General features: G+C 72.6%; 18 protein-coding genes. 11 read left to right on the top strand and 7 right to left on the bottom strand.

The features are described from left to right. Nucleotides 1–19: 19 nt before the first annotated feature. Together ACH4S9_RS09180 and ACH4S9_RS09185 are read left to right on the top strand one after the other, a co-directional pair. On the top strand, nt 20–1,090 hold the full coding sequence (locus ACH4S9_RS09180) for an ATP-binding protein (protein WP_398370850.1): 1,071 nt from the start codon (nt 20–22) through the stop codon (nt 1,088–1,090). A gap of 88 nt (nt 1,091–1,178) precedes the next feature. Further along, complete coding sequence (locus ACH4S9_RS09185; RefSeq protein ID WP_398370852.1) at nt 1,179–1,961, top strand: SDR family NAD(P)-dependent oxidoreductase; 783 nt, start codon at nt 1,179–1,181, stop codon at nt 1,959–1,961. A 5-nt stretch (nt 1,962–1,966) separates the two neighbouring features. Here ACH4S9_RS09185 and ACH4S9_RS09190 read toward each other — a convergent pair whose 3' ends face one another. The 4 genes from ACH4S9_RS09190 to ACH4S9_RS09205 form a co-directional block, all read right to left on the bottom strand. Further along, nucleotides 1,967–4,639, bottom strand: a complete 2,673-nt coding sequence (locus ACH4S9_RS09190; protein ID WP_398370854.1) for an ABC transporter substrate-binding protein — start codon at nt 4,637–4,639, stop codon at nt 1,967–1,969. A gap of 174 nt (nt 4,640–4,813) precedes the next feature. Further along, a complete protein-coding gene (locus ACH4S9_RS09195; RefSeq protein ID WP_385348685.1) occupies nt 4,814–6,007 on the bottom strand; it encodes an FAD-dependent monooxygenase in 1,194 nt (397 codons plus the stop codon). A gap of 169 nt (nt 6,008–6,176) precedes the next feature. Then, nucleotides 6,177–7,817: a penicillin-binding transpeptidase domain-containing protein gene (locus ACH4S9_RS09200; protein WP_398370857.1), complete on the bottom strand. Its 1,641-nt coding sequence runs from the start codon at nt 7,815–7,817 to the stop codon at nt 6,177–6,179. A 106-nt stretch (nt 7,818–7,923) separates the two neighbouring features. After that, nucleotides 7,924–9,711: a dolichyl-phosphate-mannose--protein mannosyltransferase gene (locus ACH4S9_RS09205; protein ID WP_398370859.1), complete on the bottom strand. Its 1,788-nt coding sequence runs from the start codon at nt 9,709–9,711 to the stop codon at nt 7,924–7,926. Nucleotides 9,712–9,857: 146 nt separating this feature from the next. On the opposite strand from ACH4S9_RS09205, the gene rsmI reads away from it, so the two are divergent. The 6 genes from rsmI (at nt 9,858) to ACH4S9_RS09235 (ending at nt 16,228) form a co-directional block, all read left to right on the top strand. Continuing rightward, complete coding sequence (gene rsmI, locus ACH4S9_RS09210; RefSeq protein WP_398370861.1) at nt 9,858–10,736, top strand: 16S rRNA (cytidine(1402)-2'-O)-methyltransferase; 879 nt, start codon at nt 9,858–9,860, stop codon at nt 10,734–10,736. Nucleotides 10,737–10,896: 160 nt separating this feature from the next. Continuing rightward, nucleotides 10,897–11,361: a hypothetical protein gene (locus ACH4S9_RS09215; RefSeq protein ID WP_311726355.1), complete on the top strand. Its 465-nt coding sequence runs from the start codon at nt 10,897–10,899 to the stop codon at nt 11,359–11,361. Between the two features lie 136 nt (nt 11,362–11,497). Continuing rightward, complete coding sequence (locus ACH4S9_RS09220) at nt 11,498–12,511, top strand: TatD family hydrolase (RefSeq protein ID WP_398370864.1); 1,014 nt, start codon at nt 11,498–11,500, stop codon at nt 12,509–12,511. A gap of 93 nt (nt 12,512–12,604) precedes the next feature. After that, nucleotides 12,605–13,807 (top strand): ubiquitin-like domain-containing protein, encoded by a 1,203-nt coding sequence (locus tag ACH4S9_RS09225; RefSeq protein ID WP_398370866.1) that lies wholly within the window; start codon nt 12,605–12,607, stop codon nt 13,805–13,807. A gap of 28 nt (nt 13,808–13,835) precedes the next feature. Continuing rightward, nucleotides 13,836–14,702, top strand: a complete 867-nt coding sequence (gene rsmA, locus ACH4S9_RS09230; RefSeq protein ID WP_398370868.1) for a 16S rRNA (adenine(1518)-N(6)/adenine(1519)-N(6))-dimethyltransferase RsmA — start codon at nt 13,836–13,838, stop codon at nt 14,700–14,702. Between the two features lie 593 nt (nt 14,703–15,295). After that, on the top strand, nt 15,296–16,228 hold the full coding sequence (locus tag ACH4S9_RS09235) for a 4-(cytidine 5'-diphospho)-2-C-methyl-D-erythritol kinase (RefSeq protein ID WP_311726351.1): 933 nt from the start codon (nt 15,296–15,298) through the stop codon (nt 16,226–16,228). 6 nt (nt 16,229–16,234) lie between these two features. On the opposite strand, the gene ACH4S9_RS09240 is transcribed toward ACH4S9_RS09235, so the two are convergent. Continuing rightward, the gene (locus tag ACH4S9_RS09240) at nt 16,235–16,678 is read right to left on the bottom strand and encodes a hypothetical protein (protein ID WP_398370871.1); all 444 of its coding nucleotides are present in this window, start codon (nt 16,676–16,678) and stop codon (nt 16,235–16,237) included. A 144-nt stretch (nt 16,679–16,822) separates the two neighbouring features. Here ACH4S9_RS09240 and ACH4S9_RS09245 point away from each other — a divergent pair, with 144 nt between their 5' ends. From ACH4S9_RS09245 to ACH4S9_RS09255, 3 genes are all read left to right on the top strand, one after another. Further along, on the top strand, nt 16,823–18,649 hold the full coding sequence (locus ACH4S9_RS09245; RefSeq protein WP_385348704.1) for an ABC-F family ATP-binding cassette domain-containing protein: 1,827 nt from the start codon (nt 16,823–16,825) through the stop codon (nt 18,647–18,649). Nucleotides 18,650–18,938: 289 nt separating this feature from the next. Beyond that, complete coding sequence (locus tag ACH4S9_RS09250; RefSeq protein WP_398370873.1) at nt 18,939–20,780, top strand: hypothetical protein; 1,842 nt, start codon at nt 18,939–18,941, stop codon at nt 20,778–20,780. Nucleotides 20,781–21,287: 507 nt separating this feature from the next. Next, nucleotides 21,288–21,980, top strand: a complete 693-nt coding sequence (locus ACH4S9_RS09255; protein WP_311726347.1) for a LuxR C-terminal-related transcriptional regulator — start codon at nt 21,288–21,290, stop codon at nt 21,978–21,980. A 35-nt stretch (nt 21,981–22,015) separates the two neighbouring features. On the opposite strand, the gene ACH4S9_RS09260 is transcribed toward ACH4S9_RS09255, so the two are convergent. Next, nucleotides 22,016–22,336, bottom strand: coding sequence for a hypothetical protein (locus ACH4S9_RS09260; protein WP_358843242.1), 321 nt, complete (start codon nt 22,334–22,336; stop codon nt 22,016–22,018). Between the two features lie 38 nt (nt 22,337–22,374). After that, a complete protein-coding gene (locus tag ACH4S9_RS09265) occupies nt 22,375–24,045 on the bottom strand; it encodes a sodium:solute symporter family protein (protein ID WP_398370876.1) in 1,671 nt (556 codons plus the stop codon). Nucleotides 24,046–24,147: the final 102 nt, after the last annotated feature.

Genomic DNA, 24,147 nt, shown 5'->3' on the forward strand with positions numbered 1-24,147 from the left:
CGGCGAGAGGAGGACCGCAGTGAAGTGGAACAGCAGGCCCGAGAGCCACCCCGGATGGCCCGGCGGGCCGACGCCGCGCCCCGCCTTCGCGGTCAGCGGCATCCCCGGCGGCACCGACGAGGTCGAGGCGGCCCTGCTGCGCAGCCGGCTGATCGCCGCCGTGGACGCCTTCGGCGGCCACCACGGACCGGAGCCGCTCACCGTCACCGTCACCAACCGGCCACCCGCACAGACCAGGACGGAGGCGGTGGCGGCGGACAGCCCCTCGGTGGCGGAGCGCGCGCAGGACTTCACGGCCGGCGCCCCGCTGTACACCTTCGACCGGCTGGTGCTCCCCGGCCGGACGATGGAGCAACTGCTGCGCGCGATCCACATCGTGGAGCGGCGCCGGACCCTGTTCGACGACTGGGGGCTGCGGACCATCCAGCCGCACCCCAGCTCGGCGGTGAACCTCGAAGGCCCGCCCGGCACGGGCAAGACGATGGCCGCCCACGCCATCGCGGACCGCCTGGGCCGCCCCCTGCTCGCCGCCCGCGCCTCGCAGCTGGAGAGCAAGTACCACGGGGAAGGCCCCAAGAACCTGGACGCGCTTTTCCACGCCGCCGCGGCCCAGGGCGCGGTGCTCTTCCTCGACGAGGCGGACGGGTTGATGTCCGCCCGCTTCGAGACCGCCGGCCACGGCTCCGAGCACGCGGTGAACGCCATGCGCAGCGAACTGCTCACCGCGCTCGACCGGTTCGAGGGCCTCGCGGTGTTCGCCACCAATCTGGTGTCCAGCTACGACACCGCCTTCGACAGCCGCGTCTGGCACGTCCGCTTCCCGCGCCCCGACGAGGCGGCCCGCGCCGCGATCTGGCGCCGCCATCTGCCCGGGACGCTGCCCCAGGCCGGCGACGTCTCCCCGGAGGCGCTCGCCGCGGTCGGCGAGGTCACCGGGCGGGACATCCGCCGCGCGGTGATCGACGCGGCGGCGGAGGCGCTGCTGACGGGGCGGGGTCGGGTCGGCCAGGCCGATCTGCTGGCCGCGCTGGAACGGGTCAGGGCGAGCCGCCCCGAGCGCCCGGCACCGCCCCCGGCGCCACCGGGATGACTGCGCACGCCCCCGGCCGGGCAGTGACCATGACGGCGCCCCGCCACCGGGCGTGGCGCGTCGAGGTGCTCGGCGGAAGGGGCGGAAGTTGCGGCGGTTCGAGGGCTATTCGGTCGTACTCACCGGAGCGGGCCGCGGCATCGGCGAGGCCACCGCCCGCCGCTTCGCCGCCGAGGGCGCCCGGGTGCTGATCACCGATCTCGACGGCGAGCGGGCCGCGAAGGCCGCCGCGGCGATACGGGCCGACGGAGCCGAGGCCGAGTCGCTGGCCTGCGACGTCGCCGACCGTACGGCGGTGGAGGCCGCCGTCGCGCACGCCGTGGAGCGCTTCGGCGCGCTCGACGTACTCGTCAACAACGCCCTGTCCTGCACCCCCGACACCCCGCTGTTCGAGGACCAGCCGGACGACGGGTGGCACCAGGACCTCGACATCACCCTCACCGGCGCCTTCCGCTGCGCCCGCGCCGCGCTGCCCCACCTGGCGGCGGCGGGCGGCCGGGGCGCGATCGTCAACGTCGGCTCGGTCAACGGCGAGCAGGACTTCGGCAACCACGCCTACAGCGCCGCCAAGGCGGGCCTGGCCAGCCTCACCCGCACCCTCGCCGGGCACGCCGCCCGCCGCGGCGTCCGCGTCAACCTCGTCGCCCCCGGCACCGTCCGCACCCCCAACTGGGACGGCCGTGAGGACGTCCTCGACCGCGCCGCCCGCGTCTACCCCCTGGGCCGCGTCGGCGAACCCGCGGACATCGCCGCCGCCATCACCTTCCTGGCCTCCACCGACGCCGCCTGGATCACCGGCGTCACCCTCCCCGTGGACGGCGGCCTGCTGACCAGCAACCTGGGCCTGTGGGACGCCTTCAGGGGGGAGTGACGGGGCTAACGCGCGACCCCCAGCGACGCGAAGTCGTAACTGCCCGCATAGATGTGGCTGGTGTAGACGTTGGTCAGCCGGGAGCCGCGCCAGGTGTAGTTCTTCTGGAAGACCAGGGGGACATAGCCGGCGGCGTCGGAGACCCTCCGGTTGATCTGACGGTAGGTGTCCCTGATCTCCTTGCGGTCCTGCTCGGCGATCGCCTTGTCGAAGAGGCCGTTGATGGATTCGTCATCCAGCTGGGCGAGGTTGACATTGCCCGAGCTCGGGATGAAGCGGCCGTCGACCAGGGGCTGGAGAAATCCCTGGCCGGACGGGAAGTCGGGCAGCCAGCGCCCGAGGATGATGCCGTAGCCCCTCTTCTTGACGGTCGACGGCGTGCCCACGGCCGTGTAGTAGTTGCTGAGTTCGATCCGCTCGATGGTGATCGTGATCCCGACGGACGACAGCGACTGCTGGAGCGCCTCGGCGGCGGAGAGGTCGTCAGGGCTGCTGGCGCGCACCGGGATGGTGGTCCGGAAGCCGCCCGGCTTGCCGCAGGCCGCCAGCTCCTTCTTCGCCTCGGCGGCATCGGGCCTTCCGCCGTTCTCCAGGACGCCGTACGGATCGTCGGTGGGGTTCGCCCCCTCGATGCCCGGCGGGAGCATGTTCGTGGCGATCTCACCGGTGGCGGGGCCGCCAAGGGCTGTCTGCACGGACCGCCGGTCCGTGGCGTAGACGATCGCCTTGCGGCAGTGGATGTTGTTCAGCGGTTTGACGGTCCGTGGCAGGGCCAGATAGCGGATGCCCCAGGTGTACGGGTCGTCCAGGCGGTCCTTGAGCGTGCTGGTCTGGGCCTTGGCGATGGCCGCCTTGGAGAGCGAGGCCGGTTCGAGGTCCAGGTCGTAGCTGCCCGCGAGGAGCCGCTGGCTCCTGGCGTTGTCGTCCGGGACGATGTCGACCGTGATCCGGTCGGGCAGGGCGGTGCGGACCGGGTCGGAGGTCTGGTTCCATTCCCCGTTGCGGACCAGCTCCAGCGACGCGCCCGGCTTGTACGAGCCGAACTTGTACGGCCCGGAGGAGAACGGGCGCTCCGTGTACTTGGCCTTGGTGTCCTTCGCACTCGGCACGGGCGAGCCGGTCGGCATCGCCAGCATCTGCTCGAAGTCGCTGTTCGGCTCGGCCAGATGGAAGACGATGGTTTTCGCGTCAGGGGTTTCGATGGTTTCGAGGCCCTTGTCGTCCTTGTAGGGGCCCTTGTACTTTCCGTCGGGGTCGAGGACCTGCCGGAGATAGCTCGGGCCGCCGGGGAGTACATCGGTGGCCCAGGCCCGCTCGATGCCGTATTTGATGTCCTCGGAGGTGATACCCGAGCCGTCTTCCCAGGTGAGCCCGGAGCGCAGGGTGTAGGTGTACGTCTTGCCGTCGTCGCTCACCTCGGCCCTGCTCGCCGCGAGGTCCGGGACCAGCTCGGTGCCGCCCTTGTCGGGCTTGGGGGCGTAGGTGACCAGCTGGCGGGTGAAGTAGCGGGAGAAGTTCCAGGCGTATCCGTAATAGGTGCGCTGCGGATCCCAGTAGTCGGCGTCGTTCCTGCCGACGAACTTCAGCGTGCCGCCCCTGGCCTTCGACGGATTGACGACGCTCTTGGTCGCGGCGTTGTACACCGGGCCCGGGAGGGGCTTCGGGGAGCCCGTGGCCGTCGGCGACGGCTTCGCGTCGTCCTTCTTGGGGGAGTCGTCCTCCATCCAGCCGTTCACCAGCGGGATGCCGGCGGCCAGCAGGCCGCCGACGACCACCGCCGCCACCGCGGAGCGCACCAGGATCCGGCGGTTTCCCGGCCCGCCGCCGCCGGGGGCCGGGGCGGCCGCCGGCGGCCAGCCGGGCGGTGGCGGGGGCGGGGTGGACGGCGGCGGGGGAGCGCCGGCGGGCGCGTACGACGGGGGCGTCGGGCCGTAGACGGGCTGGGCGGGGGCCGCGTTGCGCGCCAGGGCCAGGCCGCCCGCCATGCCGCGGCGGTCGCGCCTGTGCGGCAGCGGGCGCCCCTTCGCGCCCAGCGCCGCGTACACCTGCGCGTAAACCGTGTCCAGGTCGAGCAGCTCCGGCCCGCCCGGCACCCCGTCGCCCAGCAGCCTGAGCAGCTCGCCGGTGAAGGCGGTGTGGGTCTCGCCGGGCGGGGCGAACGCGAAGCTGCTGTCGGGGACGGCGGCCAGCAGACAGGCGCCGTCGACCGCCGCGCGCTCCATGACCGCCTCGACGCCATCGACATAGCCGGGCGTCTCACCGCTGAGGCAGCAGTCGAGCAGCATCACCCGCCGGCCCGCCGGGCCGTCGGACATGACATCGCGCAGCGTGCCGTACGGCAGCCCCGTGTAGGACCGCTGCCGCAGCGACCCGGCGAGGCTGAGCACCAGCTCCCCGCGGCGCGGCTCCACCAGGCCGTGGCCCGCGAAGTACACCAGCAGGGTGTCGGTGGCCTCCTCGGCCGCGGCCCGGACGGCGTCCAGGACCTCGACCGCGTCCTGGGGGTTCTCGATCACGGTGCAGTGTTCGGCGGCCAGCCCCCAGGACTGCGGGGCGCACAGGGTGGCGGCCAGCGCGCGCAGGTTGTGTGCCACCTGCGGGAGCTGCTCCAGGTGGTCGTAGCGGCTGGTGCCGATGAGCACCGCCCGTGAGGCGGCCGCGGCGGGCAGGAGCGTCACGGCCGCCGCCCCTCTTCCGCTCCGGCGGGCGCCTGGGCGGCGCCCGGCCGCCGCGCTCCCCGCACATCACCGCACACGTCAACGTCGATCCGCAACGAGCCCCCCTTGAGTGACGACGGTCTCATATTCTGCCTCAACCCAAGGGAGGCCGGGGTGGCTGGACCGCCCGTACCGTCAGTAGTCCCTGACCGCGTAGGAGTTGGTGACGTCCTCGCCCGCCCCGAGCTCGTCGGCGAACTCCCGCGCCTCCGCCTCGCCCAGCTCCGCCGCGTCCCGGGCGTCCATCACGGCCTTGTTGGTCAGCGCGAGGTCCTGGTTGGCGGTCACGTACGCGCGCAGTTCCCGCTCGTACGCCGCGAACGCGGCCTCGTGGTCGCCGTCCGCGGCCCTGAGCTCGCCCGCCAGGACGTACGCGCCGACCAGGGCCATGCTGGTGCCCTGGCCGGACAAGGGCGAGCCGCAGTAGCCCGCGTCGCCGAGCAGCGCCACCCGGCCGAGGGACCAGGAGTCCATGCGGATCTGGGCCATGGAGTCGTAGTGGAAGTCCGGGGCGCCCCACATGTACTCCAGCAGCCGCGGCAGCTCCCACCCGGACCCCTCGAACTGCCCGGCGATCAGGCGCTTCTGCTCCCGCGGGTCGCGGGCCACGGACTCGGCCGGGGGCTCGTCCCAGTCGAAGCCGACGTGGACGCGGACCTCTTGGTTGCAGCGCACGCTCATCACGAGCGCGCCCCACAGCCTGCCCGGCATCCGGTGGACGATCTGCCAGCGGTCCAGGTCCAGGTAGTTGGGCGCCGTCCACACGGCCGTGGAGGTCCCGAGGTGATGGAGAAAGTCCTCCTCGGGCCCGAAGACCAGCCCGCGGGTGTGGGAGTGCACCCCGTCGGCGCCCACGACCAGGTCGAAGGCGCGCCGCGCCCCGCCGCGGAAGACGACCCGCACCGCCTCCGCGTCCTGCTCCAGCCGGTCGATGGAGTCGCCGTGGACGTACTCGATCCCGGCGCCGCCCGCGTCGGTGACGATCGCGGCGAGTTCGTCGCGCAGGATCTCGATGTCGGGGCTGTCGAGGTCGCCGCCGCTGAGGGTGCGCTCGGTGGTGCGGAACAGCTCCCGGCCCTCGGCGTCGACCGCCGACATCCCCCGCAGTCCGGTGCGGCGGTCGCGGATCCGGTCCAGGACGCCCATGCGGCGGGCCACCTCGAGCGCGGGGCCGCGGACGTCGACCGCGTGCCCGCCGGGACGCGGCCCGGCGAACTGCTCGACGACGGTGACCTCGTACCCGTACCGGTCCAGCCAGTAGGCGAGCGCGGGCCCGGCGATGCCGGCCCCCGAGATCAGCACGCTCTGGCGACGCTTCTCGTGGCGCATGGTGACTCCCCGTCAGTGGTGATCGGACAGCCCCGATGCTGGTCCGGGCCGCCGACGCACCACCGACGCACCACCGACACGCGCCGGACACCCCCGGGAAAACGCCGACGCGGCGCCGACACGGGCCCGAAGGCCCTGCCGACGCCGCGTCCGGTCGTCCGTTGCGGTCTCAGCCCGCGCGCAGCACCGAGGCCACGATCGGTCCCGCGGAGTCACCGCCGTGGCCGCCCGCCGGGACCACGGCCGCCGCCGCGAGGTCGCCGCGGTAGGCGGTGAACCAGCCGTTGGGCTCCTTCTGTCCGTCGACCTCGGCCGAGCCGGTCTTGGCGCCGAAGTCACCGCTCATCCCGGACATCGCCTGGGCGGCGGTGCCCGCGGTGGCGGTCAGCTTCATCAGGCTCTTGAGCTGCTGCCGGGTGCCCGGCTTCAGGGCGCGGGGGGCCTTGGCCAGGGTCCGGTTGTCCAGCGAGGGGGAGACCAGGTAGGGCTGGCGGAAGGTGCCGCTGGCGACGGTCGCCGAGACCGACGCCATGTTGAGCGGGTTCATCCGCACCCCGCCCTGCCCGATCAGCGAGGCGCCCTTGGAGGCGGCGGTCTGCACCGGCACCGCGCCGTCGAAGGAGGCGATGCCGGTCTGCCAGTTCAGCCCGATGCCGAAGACGTCCCGGGCCTCCTTGGTGAGGTCGTCGTCGGCCAGCTCGGGGGCCTGGCTGATGAAGGCCGTGTTGCAGGAGCGGGCGAAACTCTGCTCGAACCGGCCGCCCTTGATCTCGAACTTTTTGTCGTTCTGGAACTTCCAGCCGCCGTACGAGAAGTACTTCGGGCACGGGTGCGGCTTGCCGTAGCCCGCGAGGCCCTTGTCGATCAGCAGCGCCGAGGTGATGACCTTCATGGTCGAGCCCGGCGCGTACGACCCCTGGAAGGCGGTGTTGAACCCCTGGGCGGGGGAGTTGGCGACCGCGAGCACCTCGCCGGTGCTCGGCTTGACCGCCACCACCGAGGCCTTGGGCCGCTTGTTCACCGCCTGCTCCGCCGTGGCCTGAAGCTTCGCGTCGATCGTCGTGTGGAGCGTGCCGGCCTTGCCCTTGGAGAGCACCTTCAGCGTCTCGTCGGCGGACTTGGAGCCCTTGGCGCGGGAGATCCAGGTCTCCACGCCCGGCGTGCCGCCGGCCTTCTTGCCGTACCGCTCCCGCAGGCCGTCCAGGATCGCCTTGAGCGTCGGGTGGTCGGCGGCCGTCAGCTCGGCGCCTTCGCGGTCGACGGCCTTGATCGGGGGCGTGCCGGCCGGGCCCGTCTTGAGGGCGTCCCCGGCCCCCAGCTTCGGGTGCACCACCGACGGCTTCCAGTCGACGACCGCCGCCCCGGTGGTGGTGTCGCGGGTCACGGTGAGCGCGGATTCATACGTCCAGGGGACCTGCCGCCCGCCGTAGGAGATCTGGGCGTTGACCGTGAACGGCACCGTACGGTCGGTGCGCTGCCCCGCGGCCAGCGTCACCTTTCCGATGTGGGCCTTGTCACGGTAGGCGGTGAGCGCGGCGGTGGCGGCCTTGTCGTCGTCCGTGAGGGCGGCGGCCTTCGCGGTCTGTCCGGCGGACCAGGCGGCCAGGAAGTCCTCGGCCGTGGTCTTGACCTCGGCCGCGCTGGGCGGGCCGGTCTTCACCTTCTTGACCACCGGCTTCTCGTCCCCGGCCCCGGTGTCCGCGCCCTCCTTCGAACCGGTCGAGCCGCTCTCACCGCTGCCGCAACCGGCGACCCCGACCATGGCGGCGAACACCGCACCGATGACCGCGGCTCTCGCGCCACTCCGCATTGCAGAACCCCCACAGTCCTTCGAAGCCCTCCACCGCTCGATGGCGGGCGTGGTCCGGGGCACTCTACCGGCATCGCGGACGCGGCCCCGGCCCCCGACTGGCCCGTCAGATCCAGGTGTCGAGCCAGATTCTGGCCCGCCATTGGTCCATCGGCAGCGTCTGACCTGTGTAGAGGGGGAAGAAGTAGATGAAATTCCAGATGATGAGCAGCACCAGCACACCCGCGCCGACCGTGCCGATCACCCGCCGGTTCTCCGTCGCCCCCGGCGGCCCCAGGATCGCGCCGACCATCATCGCCACCGCCAGGCACAGGAACGGCACGAAGACCACGGCGTAGAAAGAGAAGATCGTGCGCTCCTGGTACAGGAACCACGGCAGATAGCCCGCGGCCAGGCCGCACAGGATCGCGCCCGCCCGCCAGTCCCGCCGCAGCGCCCAGCGGAACAGCAGATACGCCACCGCGAAGCAGGCCGCCCACCACAGCAGCGGGGTGCCCAGCGCCAGCACCTCGCGCGCGCACTTCTCGGTCGCGTCCTTGGGGCAGCCGGCCTCCCCGGCGGACGGGGACTCGTAGAAGTAGGAGACCGGGCGGGACTGGACCAGCCAGCTCCACGGGTTGGACTGGTAGATGTGCGGCTCGTGCAGGCCCACGTGGAACTCGTAGACCTCGGTCTCGTAGTGCCACAGGCTGCGCAGCGGGTTCAGCCAGGCCCAGAAGCCCTGGTCGCTGTAGCCGCCGCCGCCCTGCGACTTCGGCGTCTCGGCCCAGTGCCGGAAGTAGCCGCTGTGGGTCCAGCCGGTCTTGCGGCTGTAGCTGCCGCTGGAGGTGAACCAGCCCCACCAGGTGGCGAGGTAGGTGACCAGCGCCACAGGGACGGTCGCCAGGAAGGCCCACAGGGTGTCGCGGCGCAGCACCGAGCGGAAGGGCTTGCGCGCGCCGGCCGTGCGGCGGGCGCCCATGTCCCACAGGACCGTCATCACACCGAAGGCCGCCAGCACGTACAGGCCGTTCCACTTGGTGCCGGCCGCGAGCCCCAGGCACACCCCGGCCGCGATCCGCCACGGCCGCAGGCCCAGCTTCAGCCGCGCCGCGACCTCCGCGTCGGGGCGGGCGGTGCCGTCGGGGTCGACCGGCAGGGCGGCGGCGAGCCGCGCCCGTGCCTGGTCGCGGTCGACCAGCAGACAGCCGAAGGCGGCCAGCACGAAGAACATGACGACGAGGTCGAGCAGCGCGGTGCGGCTCATCACGAAGTGCAGGCCGTCCACCGCCAGCAGCACGCCCGCCAGGCACCCCAGGAAGGTGGACCGGAACAGCCGCCGTCCGATCCGGCACAGCATGAGCACCGACGCCGTGCCGAGCAGGGCGACCATGAACCGCCAGCCGAAGGGCGTCAGGCCGAAGAGCTGCTCGCCGACCGCGATGACCCACTTGCCCACCGGCGGGTGGACGACATACCCGGCGGCGTCGCTCAGCGGGATCTGCTGGGGATCCCCGATGATCTTGGCGTTGGCGTTTTTCGGCCAGGTGCCCTCGTAGCCGAGCCGGAGCAGGGCCCAGGCGTCCTTGGCGTAGTACGTCTCGTCGAATATGACCTTGCGCGGGCTGTCGAGGCGCCAGAAACGCAGCAGCCCGGCGAACAGCGCGACCAGCAGCGGACCGCCCCAGCCGGTCCAGCGGGCGATCCGCGCCGCCGCCGGCGGGGCCGCGCCCAGGGCCTCCCACAGCCGCGTCCCCGGCTGTGCGTATGGGGGCACCAGCCGCTCCCGTACGTCCGACCGCGGACGGCCCGCGTATCCGAAGCGGCGCAGCCGCCGCTGCCAGGCAGGCGGATGCTGGCCGGCGGCTCGGCCCGGCTGGGCGTGGGTCGCGGTGTCACTCGTCACCCGGCCCATCGTAGGGAAGGGGACTGTGGGAGTGGCGAGCCAAGTCGTCCGGCCGGGGACGCGGGGCCTGACGACGGGGCCGCGGACGGGGCTGCGGTCGGGGTTCGCCGTCAAGTTTTCCGGGGCCCGGCGGGCGGGCTGCGAGGATGGAACGCGTGACAGGAACGCTGGTACTGGCAGGGACCCCCATCGGCGACACGCGGGACGCGCCCCCGCGGCTGGTCGCCGAGCTCGCGGCCGCCGACGTGGTGGCCGCCGAGGACACCCGGCGGCTGCGCCGCCTCACCCAGGCGCTGGACGTGCAGCCGCGCGGCCGGGTGGTGTCCTACTTCGAGGGCAACGAGGCGGCCCGTACGCCCGAACTGGTGGAGGCGCTGGCGGGTGGCGCGCGGGTGCTGCTGGTCACCGACGCGGGCATGCCGTCCGTCTCCGACCCCGGCTTCCGCCTGGTCGCCGCCGCCGTCGAGCAAGGCATCACGGTCACCGCGGTGCCCGGGCCCTCCGCCGTGCTCACCGCGCTCGCGCTCTCCGGGCTGCCGGTGGACCGCTTCTGCTTCGAGGGCTTTCTGCCGCGCAAGCCGGGCGAGCGGCTGGGGCGGCTGCGCGAGGTCGCGGCCGAGCGCCGCACGCTGGTGTACTTCGAGGCCCCGCACCGCCTGGACGCCACGCTGGCCGCCATGGCCGAGGTGTTCGGCGCGGACCGGCGGGCCGCCGTGTGCCGCGAGCTGACCAAGACCTACGAGGAGGTCAGGCGCGGCCCGCTGAAGGAGCTGGCGGCCTGGGCGGCCGAGGGCGTACGCGGCGAGATCACGGTGGTGGTCGAGGGCGCCGCCGAGGCGGGTCCTGACGAGGCCGGTCCGGCCGAGCTGGCCCGCCGGGTCGCGGTCCGCGAGGAGGCCGGGGAGCGCCGCAAGGAGGCCATCGCGGCGGTCGCGCAGGAGGCCGGGGTGCCCAAGAGGGATGTGTTCGACGCCGTCGTGGCGGCAAAGAACGCGGCACGATCGGATCCCGGCGAAGGTAAAGGGAAAGGCTGAAAAGCAAAGGTTAGGCCGGGTGGCGGGGGCTTTGGGGCATCCGGCCGCCAAATCTCATTCAAGAGGTGGAAGGGCAGCTGCGCTCGGGCTCTTAAAGGCGTCCACTAGAGGTGGGACGTCCAGTCCCGGAAGACTTGTCCTGCGGACAAGAGGAGTTGCCATGAGCGAAATTGCGGGTACCTCGAGCGGCGTTCGCCCGATAGCCCACACCACCACCGACGCGACGGACGGGGAGGTCGCCCATGAGGCGTACGCCTTCGCGTGCATGAAGTGCGGGCACGGCTGGGAGCAGTCGTACGACATCGAGCACCACGTGGACGCCGAGGGGAGGGCGTTTGTCGTCTACTTCACCGACGGCCTGCGCGTACGGTCCCCGCTGACCAGCCCCAACTGCCACAACTGCGGCGCCGACCTCGTGCGCATCATGAGGTCGGGCCAGGTGTCGACGGCCCTGCGGAGCCTGACCGGGCAGCCCCGGCGGCGCGGCCGGCGGGCGGCCGGCGCGGACGGCGAGGCGTCCGACGGCGCGTCGGCCGCGCAGGCCCCACGGGAGGAGCGGCAGCGCCGTGGGCACCACTGGCATCTGTCGGATCTGCTGCACCCGTTCCAGAATCACCGGAAGTGAATCGCCGGTGGTGAGTCCGGTCACACGCATATGAGCCGGACCATATTCGAATGAGCGCCTCCGGGGCGCGATTCTTTGGATTCCCCCGGATTTCCGGATTTTCCTGGCTCCCCCGAGCATTCATAGAATCGCGCTCATGGCGCAGAACACAACGACCCCCGGCGGCAACGCCACCAAGAACAGCGCACAAAGCGCACAAAAGGAAAAGGACGCCCCGCCGCCGCTCCCCGAGCCGCTGCGGGTGCCGGTCGCCGATTCGCACACCCACCTGGACATGCAGTCCGGCACCGTCGAGGAGGCACTGGCCAAGGCCGCCTCGGTCGGCGTGACCACCCTCATCCAGGTGGGCTGCGACCTCGCCGGGTCGCGCTGGGCGGCGGAGACGGCCGAGGCCCACGAGAACGTATGGGCCACCGTGGCCCTGCACCCCAACGAGGCGCCGCGCATCGTCCACGGGACCCCTCCTTCTGGGGGGCAAGCCCCCCAGGCCCCCCGCGACGGCCGGTCCCGGCAGGGCGCGCGGGAGCCCGGCGGCGAGGCGGCCCTGGACGCCGCCCTCGAGGAGATCGCGGCCCTCGCCGCGCTGCCGCAGGTGCGGGGCGTCGGCGAGACCGGCCTCGACTACTTCCGCACCGGCCCCGAGGGCATCGCCGCCCAGGAACGGTCCTTCCGCGGTCACATCGCCATCGCCAAGCGGTACGGCAAGGCGCTGGTCATCCACGACCGGGAGGCGCACGAGGACGTGCTGCGGGTGCTGGCCGAGGAGGGCCCGCCCGAGACCGTCGTCTTCCACTGCTACTCCGGCGACGCCGCCATGGCGAAGATCTGCGCGGCCCATGGCTACTACATGTCCTTCGCGGGCAACGTCACCTTCAAGAACGCCACCCCGCTGCGCAAGGCCCTCGCCGTCGCCCCGCTCGACCTGCTGCTGGTGGAGACCGACGCGCCCTTCCTCACCCCGGCCCCGTACCGCGGACGGCCTAACGCCCCGTACCTCATTCCGCTCACCCTGCGGGCCATGGCGGAGGTCAAGGGCGTCACCGAGGACACCCTCGCGGCCGCCGTCGCGGCCAATACCGCGCGGGTTTTCGGCTATCGCGCGCCGGTTTCCGGGGCCGGAGAGCCCGGGGAAGGGCGTCACGTACAGTAATCGTACCGCTTTGGAGAGTCGTCGCGGCTCCGCTACAGTCCCGGAACTCATGCCCTGACCAGTGGACTTGTGGAGTGTTTCCGGAGTGTTGTCGTGAGCCGTACGCAGGGAGGCCGCCGCCGGGCCGCGGGCGGCCACCGCGGCGCGGGCGGCCGGGCCGCCGCCCGCCGGGCCGGGCGCCGCAGGCAGCGGGCCGCCCGGCCCGAGCAGCTGCGTCGGCTGCTGCCCCAGGCGCTGGTCGTCGCCGCGCTGGCGGGCGGCACCTCCGCCTTCGTGGCCCAGGACAAGGCGGTACGGCTCAGCGTCGACGGCCGCCCCCGCACCCTGCACACCTACGCCGAGGACGTCGAGGAGCTGCTCGCCGACGAGGGCGTGGAGATCGGCGCCCACGACCTCGTCGCCCCCGAGCCCGGGCAGGACCTCGTCAGCGGCGACCGGATCGCCGTCCGCTACGGCCGCCCGGTCACCCTCACCCTCGACGGCGAGCGCCGCCGGGTGTGGACCACGGCCGGCACCGTGGACGGCGCGCTGCGCCAGCTCGGGGTGCGCGCCGAGGGCGCCTATCTGTCCGCGTCGCGCTCCGCCGCGATCTCGCGGCGCGGCCTGGACCTGGACGTACGGACCGAACGCACCGTCACCTTCATGGCCGACGGGCGCGAGCACACCGTCCGCACCAACGCGGCCACCGTCGCCGACGCCCTCGCGGAGACCGCGATCACCCTCCGCGGCCAGGACACCACCTCCGTGGCCCTGGAGAGCTTTCCGCGCGACGGGCAGACCGTCTCGGTCATGCGGATCAGCGGCCGCGAGGAGGTACGCGAACGGGACATCCCCTTCCCGACCGTCCGGCGCGCGGACCCCACCGTCCTCCAGGGCGCCGAGCTGGTGGCCGTAGCGGGCGAGCCCGGCCTCGAGCGGACCACCTACCTGGTGCGCACCGTCAACGGCGTCCGGCAGCGGCCCCGGAAGCTGAAGACCCGCGTGGTGCGGGAGCCCGTGGCGCGCGTCGTCCGCGTCGGCACCAAGCCCCGGCTGCCGCAGTCCGTGGCCGGCGCGGAGGGGCTGAACTGGCAGGCCATGGCGCGCTGCGAGTCCGGCGGCCGGGCGGACGCGGTCGACGGCACGGGCCGCTACGGCGGGCTCTACCAGCTCGACCAGGGCACCTGGCACGACCTGGGCGGGCAGGGGAGCCCGCAGAACGCGCCCGCGGACGAGCAGACCTACCGCGCGAAGAAGCTGTACGTCCAGCGGGGCGCGAGCCCCTGGCCGCAGTGCGGCCAGCGGCTGAACCAATAGCCCCCGCAAGGGGCCGTAAGCTTCACCGGTGAGCTCCACCCACTCCGATGTCCTGCTCGGCCCCGCCGACATCCGCGAACTGGCCGCCCGGCTCGGCGTGCGCCCCACCAAACAGCGCGGTCAGAACTTCGTCATCGACGCCAACACCGTCCGCCGGATCGTCCGGACCGCCGACGTCCGGCCCGACGACGTGGTCGTCGAGGTCGGCCCCGGGCTCGGCTCGCTGACCCTGGCCCTGCTGGAGGCCGCGGACCGGGTCACGGCCGTCGAGATCGACGACGTCCTCGCGGCCGCGCTCCCCGCGACCGTCCAGGCCCGGCTGCCCGGCCGCGCGGACCGCTTCGAGCTCGTCCACTCCGACGCCCTGCGCGTCACGGAGCTGCCCGGCCCCGCGCCCACCGCGCTGGTCGCCAACCTCCCGTACAACGTCGCGGTCCCGGTGCTGCTGCACATGCTCGACCGCTTCCCCACCATCGAGCGGACCCTCGTCATGGTCCAGGCGGAGGTCGCCGACCGGCTGGCGGCGGCGCCCGGCTCCAAGGTGTACGGCGTGCCGTCGGTCAAGGCCGCCTGGTACGCGGACGTCAAGCGCGCCGGGGCGATCGGCCGCAACGTCTTCTGGCCCGCGCCGAACGTCGACTCCGGCCTCGTCTCCCTCGTCCGCCGCCCCGCGCCGCGCACCACCGCCACCAAGGAGCAGGTCTTCGCGGTGATCGACGCGGCCTTCGCGCAGCGCCGCAAGACGCTCCGCGCGGCCCTCGCGGGCTGGGCCGGCTCCGCGGCGGCGGCCGAGGCCGCCCTCACATCGGCCGGCGTATCCCCCCAGGCCCGGGGCGAGGCCCTCACGGTCGAGCAGTTCGCGGCGATCGCGGAGCGGGGCCCGGCGGCGGCGTAATTCCCCCACCCCGCCCCTCCCCGCTGCCGGGTCTGCGCCCCGGACCCCGCTGCCGGGTCTGTGCCCCGGGGCCCGCGCACGGGGTGGCGCACCCAGCCCGGCGAGCCACCCCCCGGCCCCGGCCCCTGCCGGGCCTCCCTGCCCCGGCCCCGCCCCTGTCGGGTCCCCCGGCCTGGCGCCGCGGCCCCGCTCGGGGTGGTGCCCGGGGCACCGGAGGCTGCGCCCGGACCCGCTGAGTCGTGCCCCGGATTCCCTCCCGGGCGCTGCGCCCCGGACCCGCCGGGGCTGTGCCCGGCCCCTGCTGCCCCCGCGGGGCGGCGCCCCGGCCCGGTGCCCCGCCCCCCGCCGGGCCGGGGGTTGTGCCCCGAGCACTGCGGGCTGCGTCCCGGCCCCGCAGGGGGCCGCGCCACGCCCCTGCGGGGGTGCGGTCCTGGGGCCCTGCCCCCGAACCATGGGGCTCCGCCCCCCGGACGCCTCCGGGGTCCAGGGGGCGGAGCCCCATGGTTCGGGAAGGGGCGGGTAGGGGACGGGCTCGCCGCAGGCGCGACAATGGGGGCGCCGTCGTAGCCGGACCCGCCGAGGAGAAACCAGCCGTGACCCGATCCGTGACCGCCCGCGTGCCCGCGAAGGTCAATGTCCAGCTCGCGGTGGGCGGCCTCAGGCCGGACGGCTTCCACGACCTGGCGAATGTCTTCCTGGCCGTGGGGCTGTACGACGAGGTGACGGCCACCCCGGCCGACGAGCTGCGGATCACCGTCTCCGGCGCGGACGCGCACCACGTGCCGCTGGACCGCACCAACCTCGCCACCCGCGCCGCCCTCGCGCTGGCCGCGCGCCACGGCGTCGAGCCGCGGGTCCATCTGCACATCGCCAAGGACATTCCCGTCGCGGGCGGCATGGCGGGCGGCAGCGCGGACGCCGCCGGGGCGCTGGTGGCGTGCGACGCGCTGTGGGGGACGGCGGCGTCGCGCGCCGAGCTGCTGGAGATCTGCGCCGAGCTGGGCAGCGACGTGCCGTTCAGCCTGGTGGGCGGCGCGGCCCTGGGCCGCGGGCGGGGTGAGCTGCTGACCCCGCTGGAGACCGGCTCCACGTTCCACTGGGCGTTCGCCGTCGCCGAGGGCGGCCTGTCCACCCCCGCCGTCTACCGCGAGTGCGACCGGCTGCGCGCCGCCGACGGCCAGGGGGCCACGGTGGACGACGTACCGGACCCCGAGCCGTCCGCAGCGCTCCTGGAGGCGCTGCGCACGGCGGACGCGAGCGCGCTCGCCGCCGCCGTGACCAACGACCTCCAGGCCGCCGCGCTGTCGCTGCGGCCCGCCCTGGCCGACACGCTGCGCGCGGGCACCGACGCGGGCGCGCTCGCCGCGCTGGTGTCCGGCTCGGGCCCGACCTGCGCCTTTCTCGCCGAGGACGCGGAGGCGGCGGCCGCCGTCGCGAAGGCCCTGGCCGCCTCCGGCACCTGCCGTGCCGTACGGGTGGCCACGGGGCCCGCGGCGGGGGCGACCGTCGTCCCCGCCACCGCGTGACGCGCGCTACCCGCCGATGATCAGCAGGTTGATCAGCCAGGCGATGCCGAGCGCCACGAGCGCGGCGCCCCACACCACGCGGCCGAGCACGCGCTGGGAGAAGGCGCCCCAGGTGCCGGCCAGCGCGGCGACCAGCGAGGTGTAGACGGCGAGGAAGACGATCGTGTCCTGACCGGTGTCGGTGCAGATGAAGCGGGTGTCGCCCATGCCGCACTCGGACCCGGCGGACATCGTGATCATGGGGAGGAACATCAGGGTCAGCCCGGCGCCCAGCCACACCGCACCGACCGCCACCGCCCTGATGGCCCTCAGTCTGCGCTCCGCCCGCCGCTGGACGGCGGCCCGCGCCGCCTCGGCCAGCCTCGCCTCGGCCAGCTCCTGCTCCAGGTCCGCCTCGACCGTCCCCGCAGCCGTCCCCGCACCGGCCCACAGGCTCCTCGCGTGATCCATGGCAGAGGACGCTAGGAGCGAGATCATCCGCGGGACATCCGTACAGATACTCAAGCGCGGTACTTACCGCGGACGGCTGCGTGCCCGGACCGCTTCGCGCGGCGACTACCCTGGGACGCTGATCGATCCGCGTACAGGAGTGTGATGGCCACCAACTTGGTCAACGTCGAAGCCGTCGGCAAGGTGTACGGCACCCGGGCGCTGCTGGACGGCGTCTCCCTCGGGGTGAACGAGGGCGACCGGATCGGCGTCGTCGGCCGCAACGGTGACGGCAAGACCACCCTGATCCGGATCCTCGCCAAGCTGGAGCCCGCCGACACCGGCCGCGTCACCCACGCCGGGGACCTGCGGCTCGGCGTGCTCACCCAGCACGACTCGCTCGACCCCGCCGCCACCGTCCGCCACGAGGTCATCGGCGATCTCGCCGACCACGAGTGGGCGGGCAACGCCAAGATCCGGGACGTGCTGACCGGGCTGTTCGGCGGGCTCGACCTGCCGGGCTTCCCGCAGGGCCTGGACACCGTCATCGGCCCGCTCTCCGGCGGCGAGCGCCGCCGGATCGCGCTCGCCAAGCTGCTCATCGCCGAGCAGGACATGGTCGTCCTGGACGAGCCGACCAACCACCTCGACGTCGAGGGCATCTCCTGGCTGGCCGGCCATCTGCGGGCGCGCCGCTCGGCGTTGGTGGTGGTCACCCACGACCGCTGGTTCCTGGACCAGGTCTGCACCCGGATGTGGGATGTGCAGCGCGGTGCGGTGCACGAGTACGAGGGCGGCTACAGCGACTACGTGTTCGCGCGGGCCGAGCGGGAGCGCATCGCCGCCACCGAGGAGACCAAGCGGCAGAACCTGGTCCGCAAGGAGCTGGCCTGGCTGCGCCGCGGCGCCCCGGCCCGCACCAGTAAGCCGCGGTTCCGGATCGAGGCCGCGAACGCGCTGATCTCGGATGTACCGCCGCCCCGCGACTCCGCGGAGCTGATGAAGTTCGCGAACTCGCGCCTGGGCAAGACCGTCTTCGACCTGGAGAACGTGACCGTCCAGGCCGGTCCGAAGGTGCTGCTCAAGCATCTGACCTGGCAGCTGGGCCCCGGCGACCGGATCGGCCTGGTGGGGGTGAACGGCGCGGGCAAGACCTCGCTGCTGCGGGCCATGGCCGAGGCGGCCGCCAGCGACGGCGAGCGGCAGCCGGCCGCCGGCCGGGTGGTGGTCGGCCGGACGGTCAAGCTGGCGTATCTCTCGCAGGAGGTCGCGGAGCTGGACCCGTCCTGGCGGGTGCTGGAGGCCGTGGAGCAGGTGCGGCAGCGCGTCGACCTGGGCAAGGGGCGGGAGATGACCGCCTCGCAGCTGTGCGAGAAGTTCGGCTTCACCAAGGAGAAGCAGTGGACGCCGGTCGGCGACCTCTCCGGCGGTGAGCGGCGCCGGCTCCAGATTCTGCGGCTGCTCATGGACGAGCCGAATGTGCTGTTCCTCGACGAGCCGACCAACGACCTCGACATCGAGACGCTGACCCAGCTGGAGGATCTGCTCGACGGGTGGCCGGGCTCGCTCGTGGTGATCAGCCACGACCGGTACTTCATCGAGCGGACGACGGACCGGGTCCTCGCGCTGCTGGGCGACGCGGCCCTGCGGATGCTGCCGCGCGGCGTCGACGAGTACCTGGAGCGGCGGCAGCGCGCCCAGGCCGCCGCCGCGGCACCGGCGGCCGCGGCGATTTCCCGCCAGAAGGCCGCGGAACAGTCGGGCGCGGCGCAGAAGTCGGCGGCCGAGCAGCGCGCCGCGAAGAAGGAGCTCCAGAAGATCGAGCGGCGTCTGGACCGCATCGGTGAGCAGGAGTCGGAGCTGCACGAGCGGATCGCCGAGCACGCCACGGACTTCGCGAAGGTCGCGGAGCTCGACGCGCGGCTGCGGGAGTTGACGGCGGAGCGGGAGGAGCTGGAGACCAGCTGGCTGGAACTCGCCGAGGACGTCTAGCGAACGTCTCGCGGACGTCCGGCGGGGCGCACGGCCGACGCCGCCCCGCGGCGGTGTGTGAAGGCGGTGTGGACAAGGGCAACGGTCGCGTCACGGGCCGGTCTCAGCTGTTCGATGAGGCTGAGACCGGCCCTTGGCCTGATAGCACCGGGTGATAGAAAGAACTCCCGCTTGCCTGCCGCTCACTGGCGGGTTGCGTGTCCGATTCGCTCCTTCCTGGTGGGCTTTGAACCCCGGGATCGCGGGGGAGGCCGATCGGCTCACGGACCCGCGCTCTAAGGACAATCCGATGTCACAGCCGCCTCCGCCGCCCAATCAGCCGCCGCAGGGTGGCTTCGGCGCACCGCAGAACCCGTCGTACGGCTATCCGCAGCAGCCCCCGGGCACCCTGCCCGCCCCGGGCTACGGCTATCCGCAGGCGCCGGGCCAGCCGCCGCAGGCTCCCCAGGCCCCGCCGCCGCCCCCGCCCGGACCGCCCCAGACTCCTCCGCCGTCGGCCATGCCGCAGACGCCCCCACAGGGCGCCGGCGGTTACGGCTATCCGCAGTCGCAGTCCGTGCACGCGCAGCCGACGCAGGTCGGCATGCCCGCGCCGCAGTTCCCCTCCGGGCAGCAGCCGCAGTACGGATACCCGCCCCAGGCCCCGTACCCGGGCGGCATGCCGGGCGCGCCGGGCGGCCAGGGCGGCGGCAACCAGTCCAAGCAGCGCATGATGATCATCATCAGCGCGGTGGTCGCGGTCGCGCTGATCGTCGTCGGTGGCATCTTCTTCGCCACCAAGGGCGACGGCGGTGGCGACGACCAGGCCAAGGACAAGGACAAGGACAAGAAGACCAGCCAGGGCAGCAGTTCGGGGACGACGGGCGGCAAGGACGTGCCCGCGCCCGAGACCGTCCAGGGGAAGCTGATCAACAAGATCGACATGCCGAAGGTGAAGGACCAGATCACCACCGAGGGTATGTGGGTCACCGACGACACCTTCGTGAAGGCCGATGTCTACAAGATCGTCGGCTATCCGCTGGACGGCGGGGACCCGAAGTGGACCATCCCGCTGGCGGGTCAGATCTGCTGGTCCTCGGCCCACCTCACCGAGGACGGCCTGACCACGGTCCTCTTCCAGGAAGCCAAGCCCTCCAAGGCGGACAAGTACCCCTCCTGCACGGAGGTCGGGCTGTTCGACCTGAAGAACGGCAAGATGGTCTGGCAGCGGCATGTGAACGACGGCGACCGGAAGATGCGCTTCGATGAGGTGACCCTCGGCGGCGGCACCGTCGCCGCGGGCGGCACCAGCGGCGGCGCGGCCTGGTCGGTCGAGGGCAAGGAGCTGTGGAAGCCGCAGCCCGGCGAGGAGTGCTCGGACGACGGCTACGCGGGCGGCGGCGACAAGCTGATCGCGGTGCGGCGCTGCGGTCAGTACGACAACCCGGAGCTGACGGTGCAGACGCTGAACCCGAAGACGGGCACGGTGAAGTCCACCTACAAGGTCTCCTCGGGCCTGGACTACGTCCATGTGGCGTCCACCGACCCGCTGGTCATCGGCCTCGACGCGGGTGACTCCACGGGCGCCTCGGTCTCCGACTTCCTGACGATCGACGACAGCGCCAAGGTGGGCAAGGTCGTCAGCAAGATCTCCACGGAGGGCGGCAAGTACGTCGCCGACTGCGAGACGACCGACGTCGAGGGCTGCAAGCTGATCGCCATCAGCAAGTCGGCGAACGCGCTGTTCATGGGGTCGGAGGACCGCCGCAGCGCGGCGGAGGGCACCACGGCGAACGAGGTCGTCGCCTTCAGCCTGGAGACCGGCAAGGCGATCGGCAAGGCCGACGGGGTCGAGCGCGCGGCGCTGACCCCGCTGGGCCTGGACAAGGACGGCTTCGTCATCGCCTACCAGGAGTCCACCTACTCCGCGGGCGGCGCGGTCTGGCGGATCGACCCCAAGTCCTACAAGAAGGACAAGCTGCTTCAGAACGAGGCCACCGCGCACGACATGGAGTCCAACTTCAGCGCGGAGTACGACGAGATCGCCTACGCGAACCAGCGGCTCTACATGAGCGACCGCTACGCCACCAAGCCCAGCAGCAGCTATGACGCGAACGACCCGCTCGCCGTGATCTTCGGCGCGGGCAGCTGATCGGCACCCAGGCCCCAGGCCCAGTCGCGGCCGGCCACGGCGGCCCCGCCCGTACGCAGCGTACGGGCGGGGCCGCCGCCGTTGTCGGCGGACGCCCGCATCGGTCCGATTCGGACGCCAACTAGATGTCAAGTAGGCGCGAATGGCCGGGATTTCGGCATTCCGGGGGGCTTCTTCCGGGTAAGGGGCGCACAACGTCGAACAAGCGTGTAGCTTCCCGGGGGCAAGGGAATTCCAGGGCCCCGGCGCGGGGCCTGACGGGCGAGGGGGTGCTTGGCGCGGACGGTGGCATTAGGGGGTGTCCGGTGGATCAGGCTGGATCAGCGAGCGGCGTCTGGTGCGTCCAGGCGCAAGGCGGAGGAGGAGAGCGCAGCGGCGCTGCGTGCGACGACGACAACGCAGCGGATGGGCGTGCCAGGCGTCGGGAGCCCAGCATGATCCATCGGGCACCCCCTAAGCGGTCCGGGAGCGGCCGGGACTTCGTTCCGACGCGGATGGGGGGAGCCCATGGGCGTGCGACTCATGGTGGTCGATGACCACCGGCTGCTCGCCGAGGCGCTCGCCTCGGCGCTGAAGCTGCGCGGGCACCGGGTGCTCGCGGCGGCCGCGCCGAGCGCGGGGGCGGCGGAACTGGTGGTGAGCCGGGCACCGGAGGTGTGTCTGCTGGGCACGGCGGCGCCCGCCGAGCCCGGCGCCTTCGAACCGGTCGTACGGATAAAGAAGGAGCGGCCGCAGGTGGCCGTGGTGGTGCTGGGCCCGGTGCCGAGCCCGCGCGGCATCGCGGCCGCGTTCGCGGCCGGGGCGTCCGGCTATGTGCGCCATGACGAGCGCATCGAGGGCGTCGAGCGGGCGATGGCGAAGGCGCGGGCGGGCGAGGCCGCCGTGGCGCCGCAGCTGTTACAGGGCGCGTTCGCCGAACTGCTCAACCCGGCGGCGCAGCCGGACGACGAGGGCTCCCGGCTGCTGCGGATGCTGACCCCCCGCGAGGTCGAGGTGCTGATGCGGGTCGCGGACGGCGAGGACACCAGGCTGATCGCCGCGGGCATGGGGATCGCGCCCAGCACGGCGCGCACCCATGTCCAGCGGGTGCTGATGAAGCTGGGGGTGGGGTCCCGGCTGGAGGCGGCGGCCCTGGCGGCGCGCACGGGGCTGCTGGAGCGGGCGGCTACGCACCAGCACCAGACGCCGCCGTCGCCGTAGCTCCCGTGCCGCCGTAGCGCCCGTGCCGCCGGGGCTCAGCTGCCGCCCGCGTCCGGCCCCTCCCCCGGCGCCGCCTCGGGCGTGGTGTGCGGCGCGGCGGTCGGCCGCAGCCTCAGCCAGAGCAGGAAGAGCAGCCCGACGACGAGCATGCTCACGCCCGTCCAGAGGTTGATGTTGATGTTCTGGGCCTTCTTCAGGTCCGCCTCCGAGACGGTGATCCCGGCGATGGTGACCAGGATTCCGTAGATCACGAACAGCCCGCCGATGATCCTCCGTACGTCGAAGAGCCGGGCCGCGGTCGCGGACTTCTCCTCCAACTCCTCGACCCGGCGCTGGTACTCGTACTCGTCACTCATGACGCATCGGGCTCCGATCGGCGAGTCGTATCGGGAGGTCAGAGGGAGAACGGGACGTAGCACAGCGCCGCCAGCACGATCGCGCCCCAGCCCAGCAGGGCCGGCCGGCGGTACCAGGCATCGTCGCCGGCCGCCGGGGGCTCGGCCATGCCGGGGGAGGTGGTTCCGTAGACCAGCCCGGCCAGCGACTCCACCAGCTTGGGCGCGGTGAACAGCGAGACGGTCACCATCACCACCCCGCCGAACACGAACGCCACGATCGCCGAGACGAAGTTGGCCCCCTGGTCGCTGGGGATCGAGATCACATGCCCCTTGTAGAGCCAGAAGTAGTTGATCATCGCGGCCACGGTCCCGGACAGCAGCCCCCAGAACCCGGCCGCGGGCGTGGCCCGCCGCCAGAACATGCCGATGATGAAGACGCAGAACAGCGGCACGTTGAAGAACGAGAACAGGGTCTGGAGATAGTTCATGATGTTGCTGAACGAGGAGGCGATGAACGCCGTCCCCATGCCGCCCAGCACGCCGATCGCCGTCACCACGCGCCCGGTGAGCAGGTAGTACCCGTCAGGGCGGCCCGTCTTCACATACGCCGCCCAGATGTCGTTGGTGAAGACGGTGTTGAAGGACGAGACATTGGCCGCCATGCCCGCCATGAACGCGGCGAGCAGCCCGGTCACCGCGACGCCCAGCACGCCGTTGGGCAGCAGATCGCGCATCAGCAGCGGGATCGCGTCGTTGTACTGGAGCCCGCTCTTCTCGGTGCCCAGGCCCGGCTCGACGACCAGCGCGATCAGCCCGGGGACGACCACGATCAGCGGGATGAACATCTTGGGGTAGGCGGCGATCAGCGGGGTGCGCTGGGCGGCCGAGAGGTTTCTGGCGGACAGCGCGCGCTGCACCTCGGCGAAGTTGGTGGTCCAGTAGCCGAAGCTGAGGCAGAAGCCGAGGCCGAGCACGATGGTCAGCCAGTTGGCGCCCAGCGGGTTCTGGGAGCCGATGCCGGTGCCGCCCCAGGCGGAGGTGAAGTTCGGCCCGTATCTGTCGGTGAGCGCGTCGTTCAGCCCGCTCCAGCCGCCGACCCGCTTGAGACCGACGACGGTGAGCGGGATCAGGGCGGCCAGGATGACGAAGAACTGGAGCACCTCGTTGTAGATCGCCGAAGAGAGCCCGCCGAGGGTGATGTACGCCAGCACGAACAGGCCCGCGACCACGATGGCCACCCACTGCGGCCAGCCCAGCAGCGCCTCCACCACGATCGCCATCGCATAGAGGTTGACGCCCGCGATCAGCACGGACGCCACCGAGAAGATGATCGAGCTGAGCAGGTGCGAGGAGCGTCCGTAGCGGTGCAGCAGGAACTCCGGGACCGACCGCACCTTCGAGCCGTAGTAGAAGGGCATCATCACCAGGCCGAGGAAGACCATGGCGGGGATCGCGCCGACCCAGTACCAGTGCACCGTGTACACGCCGTACTGCGCGCCGTTGGCCGCCATGCCGAGGATCTCCAGGGCGCCCAGATTGGCGGCGACGAACGCGAGACCGGTGACCCAGGCGGGCAGCGACCGGCCGGACAGAAAGAAGTCGAGGCTGGTTCTGACGCTCGCTCTGGCGGCAAATCCGACGCCCAGGACGACCGCGAAGTAGAGGACGAGAATGGAGTAGTCGAGTGCGTTGGTGGGGAGCCGGAGCCCTTCGGCCAGATCGGTCATGAGTCACTCGCTTCATCGCCAGAACGGAACGCACCGGAAACGTGCGGCGAAGGTATCCGAATTCTCCTGCTTTGTCCGGCCGCCTTCGCGCTCATTGACGCC

This window comes from Streptomyces sp. NPDC021225 (assembly GCF_044332865.1).
Taxonomy (GTDB): Bacteria; Actinomycetota; Actinomycetes; order Streptomycetales; family Streptomycetaceae; genus Streptomyces.

What these genes read in the sequence shown, in the direction of transcription:
- ACH4S9_RS09195 (WP_385348685.1), bottom strand. Translation starts at nt 6,007, where the DNA reads ATGCGCCACGAGAAGCGTCGCCAGAGCGTGCTGATCTCGGGGGCCGGC.
- ACH4S9_RS09200 (WP_398370857.1), bottom strand. Translation starts at nt 7,817, where the DNA reads ATGCGGAGTGGCGCGAGAGCCGCGGTCATCGGTGCGGTGTTCGCCGCC.
- ACH4S9_RS09205 (WP_398370859.1), bottom strand. Translation starts at nt 9,711, where the DNA reads ATGGGCCGGGTGACGAGTGACACCGCGACCCACGCCCAGCCGGGCCGA.
- ACH4S9_RS09215 (WP_311726355.1), top strand. Translation starts at nt 10,897, where the DNA reads ATGAGCGAAATTGCGGGTACCTCGAGCGGCGTTCGCCCGATAGCCCAC.
- ACH4S9_RS09220 (WP_398370864.1), top strand. Translation starts at nt 11,498, where the DNA reads ATGGCGCAGAACACAACGACCCCCGGCGGCAACGCCACCAAGAACAGC.
- ACH4S9_RS09240 (WP_398370871.1), bottom strand. Translation starts at nt 16,678, where the DNA reads ATGGATCACGCGAGGAGCCTGTGGGCCGGTGCGGGGACGGCTGCGGGG.
- ACH4S9_RS09245 (WP_385348704.1), top strand. Translation starts at nt 16,823, where the DNA reads ATGGCCACCAACTTGGTCAACGTCGAAGCCGTCGGCAAGGTGTACGGC.
- ACH4S9_RS09250 (WP_398370873.1), top strand. Translation starts at nt 18,939, where the DNA reads ATGTCACAGCCGCCTCCGCCGCCCAATCAGCCGCCGCAGGGTGGCTTC.
- ACH4S9_RS09255 (WP_311726347.1), top strand. Translation starts at nt 21,288, where the DNA reads ATGGGCGTGCGACTCATGGTGGTCGATGACCACCGGCTGCTCGCCGAG.
- ACH4S9_RS09260 (WP_358843242.1), bottom strand. Translation starts at nt 22,336, where the DNA reads ATGAGTGACGAGTACGAGTACCAGCGCCGGGTCGAGGAGTTGGAGGAG.
- ACH4S9_RS09265 (WP_398370876.1), bottom strand. Translation starts at nt 24,045, where the DNA reads ATGACCGATCTGGCCGAAGGGCTCCGGCTCCCCACCAACGCACTCGAC.